General features: G+C 74.6%; 3 protein-coding genes. 2 read left to right on the top strand and 1 reads right to left on the bottom strand.

What is annotated here, in order from left to right:
- Positions 1 to 793 (bottom strand): helix-turn-helix transcriptional regulator (locus JNW91_RS30845; protein ID WP_203178981.1); only part of this gene is annotated, 793 nt, incomplete at its 3' end.
- A gap of 129 nt (positions 794 to 922) precedes the next feature.
- Here JNW91_RS30845 and JNW91_RS30850 point away from each other — a divergent pair.
- A complete protein-coding gene (locus tag JNW91_RS30850) occupies positions 923 to 1,930 on the top strand; it encodes a cation diffusion facilitator family transporter (RefSeq protein WP_203178982.1) in 1,008 nt (335 codons plus the stop codon).
- Between the two features lie 60 nt (positions 1,931 to 1,990).
- Positions 1,991 to 2,890 (top strand): DUF3866 family protein (locus tag JNW91_RS30855; RefSeq protein WP_203178983.1); only part of this gene is annotated, 900 nt, incomplete at its 3' end.

The raw sequence follows: 2,890 nt of genomic DNA on the forward strand, positions 1-2,890 counted from the left end.
ACCGGCGCAGCCCGGCGGCCCGGCCCGGCGCGGCCAGCACGGTGGCGCGGCCGGTGCGCTCCACCGGCCCCGACCAGCGGGCCACGTGACTGATCAGGTCTTCATTGGCGGGCGGCTGGTAGGCGCCGGGCGCGCCGGTCACCCGGACCGCGCCGACCACCCGGGACAGCCGGAAACAGCGGGTCGCCGCGCGGTCCAGGTCGTGGCCGACCACGTACCACCGGCCGCGCCAGCAGACCACGCCCCACGGTTGCAGCCGGCGGCGCGTGGGCGCGTCGCGGTCGGGCACCCGGTAGTCGAAGCCGACCTCGCGGCGGTCCCGTGCGGCGGCGGTCAGCGGCGCGAAGGCCGGGTCGACGGTGACCATCGGCTCCAGACCGAGGGTGGCCTGCGGATCCACGTCCACCCCGGCGGCACGCAGCTTGGCCAGCCCGGACGACGCGGCGGCGGCCAGCCCGGCGTGCTGCCACAGCCGGGCGGCGATGCCCACCGCGGCGGCCTCGTCCGGTTCCAGGGGGATGTCGGGCAGCGCGTACTCACGGTGGGCGATCCGGTAGCCGGGCTCGGCGTCGAAGACGCTGGTCGTCCCGGTCTCCAGCGGCACGCCCAGCTCACGCAGCTCGGCCTTGTCCCGTTCGAACTTGCGCTGGAACGCCTCGTGGTCACGCGCGTCGTCCGGATCGTGCTCGTAACCGGGCACGGTCGCGGCGATCTGCGCGGCGGTCAGGAACCGTCGCGTGGACAGCAGGCAGATCACCAGGTTGACCAGGCGTTCGGTGCGGGTCCGCGACACGGGTAGACGCTAGCAGCCGACGCGCCCGCGACGTGCACCCGCGCGGGCGTGCCGCACATCTGTTCGGATCGGCGGTGTCGAGGACCACTAGCCCGGCGCGTCGCCACCACCGGTCATAGGGTGGGCCTCATGTCGGAAGCGGAGGCCAGGCCGGAGAGCGAGAGCGTCGGCACCGTCGTCGTCGCCGGCGCCGCGAACCTCGCCATCGCGGTGGCCAAGCTGATCGCCGGGCTGATCTCCGGATCGGCCGCGATGCTCTCCGAGGCTGCGCACTCGGTCGCCGACACCACCACCGAGGTGCTGCTCTTCCAGGCGCTGCGCCGCGGCGCCCGGCCGGCGGACCAGCGGCACCCCTTCGGGTACGGCAAGGAGAGCTACGTCTGGGCGTTCTTCGCCGCCATGTTCACGTTCGTGGCCGGTGCCGGGTTCGCCGTCACCCACGGCGTCACGACGATCCTGGTGCACCGGCACAGCGGCAACTACCTGATCTCGTACATCGTGCTGGCGGTGTCGTTCGTCATCGAGTCGGTCTCGCTGGCCCGGGCCGTACGCCAGGTCCGTCGCGAGTCCCGACGCTGGCAGACCACGCCCCGACGGTTCCTGCGGCTGACCGCCGACACCACCGTCAAGGCGGTCTTCCTGGAGGACAGCGCGGCCCTGATCGGTCTGCTGCTGGCTGGTCTGGGAGTCAGCCTGTCGCACGCCACCGGCGACGAGGTGTGGGATGGCGTCGCGTCGATCCTGATCGGTCTGCTGCTGTTGACCGTCGCCGGGATCCTGGCCGCCAACAACCTGTCGCTGCTGGTCGGCCGGTCGGTGCCGGAGCGGGTGCGCCGCGAGATCGAACGGGAGCTGGCCCGGCTGCCCGAGGTCGAGCGCATCGACACGCTGCTGACCATGCAGCTCGGCCCGGACGACATCCTGGTCGCCGCGAAGGTCGACTTCCGCGACGAGGCCACCGGCGCGGAGATCGAGGCCACCGCCGACGAGGCCGAGCGGCGACTCACCGGCCGGTACCCGGAGATCCGCTTCGTCTTCCTCGATCCCACCCGTTCGCTGCCCGGCGCTAGCGGCAGCGCCCGGCACACCCAGGCCAGGCCGAGCCCGGACGCCGGCGGCGGCCCGGCGTCGACCTGAACCACGCCGCCGCCGCACCCGGGCGCGGGCCGCCGGGCACGCGCGGCTAGCGTGCCCGTCATGGTGCGATGGCGTACGGGGACGGTGGCGACGCTGCGACGGCAGTGGACCGGGGCGGTGGAGCTGGACGTCGACCTGCCCGACGGCACGCGGATGCGGGCGCTGGCGTACCCGGAGCTGGTCGGCGCCCCCGAGCCCGGCGACCGGGTGCTGCTCAACGCCGGCGCGTTGCTGATGGGGCTGGGCACCGGCGGGTACGCCCTGGTCGTGGCCCTGCCGGACCGGTTGCCGCCGGACCCGCCGGACGCCGGCGACACCCGTGACGCCGGGCACCTCGTGAAGGCCCGGTACACGCCGCTGCAACCGATCCTGCTCGGCGTCGACGAGGAGGCGTCCCCGCACCGTGACGTCCTCGCCGACGCCGACGACCTGGACGGCCTGCCGGTGGTCACCGCCGACCTGCACTCGGCCCTACCCGCGATCCTGGCCGGTATCCGGGCCGACGCCCCGCACGCACGGGTGGCGTACCTGCTCACCGACGGTGGGGCGTTGCCGGCGTGGTTCTCCCGCACGCTCGCCGGCCTGCGCGACGAACTGGCCGGCACGATCACTGTCGGGCAGGCGTTCGGCGGCGACCTGGAGGCCACCACCCTGCACGGCGGCCTGCTCGCCGCCCGGCACGTGCTCGGCGCCGACCTGGCCGTTGTCGCACAGGGGCCCGGCAACCTGGGCACCGGCACCCGGTGGGGTTTCTCCGGGGTCGCCGTCGGCGAGGCGGTCAACGCCATCGCCACGTTGGGCGGTCGGCCGGTCGGGTCGCTGCGGATCTCCGCCGCGGACCCCCGCCCCCGCCACCGGGGCGTGTCGCACCACAGCCTCACCGCGTACGGCCGGGTCGCGCTCGCCCCGGCGGAGCTGGTGGTGCCCGACGACCTGGAGCCGGCCCTGGCCCGCCGAGGT

It is taken from the genome of Micromonospora parastrephiae (assembly GCF_016802865.1).
Classification (GTDB): Bacteria; Actinomycetota; Actinomycetes; order Mycobacteriales; family Micromonosporaceae; genus Micromonospora; species Micromonospora parastrephiae.

What these genes read in the sequence shown, in the direction of transcription:
- JNW91_RS30850 (WP_203178982.1), top strand. Translation starts at nt 923, where the DNA reads ATGTCGGAAGCGGAGGCCAGGCCGGAGAGCGAGAGCGTCGGCACCGTC.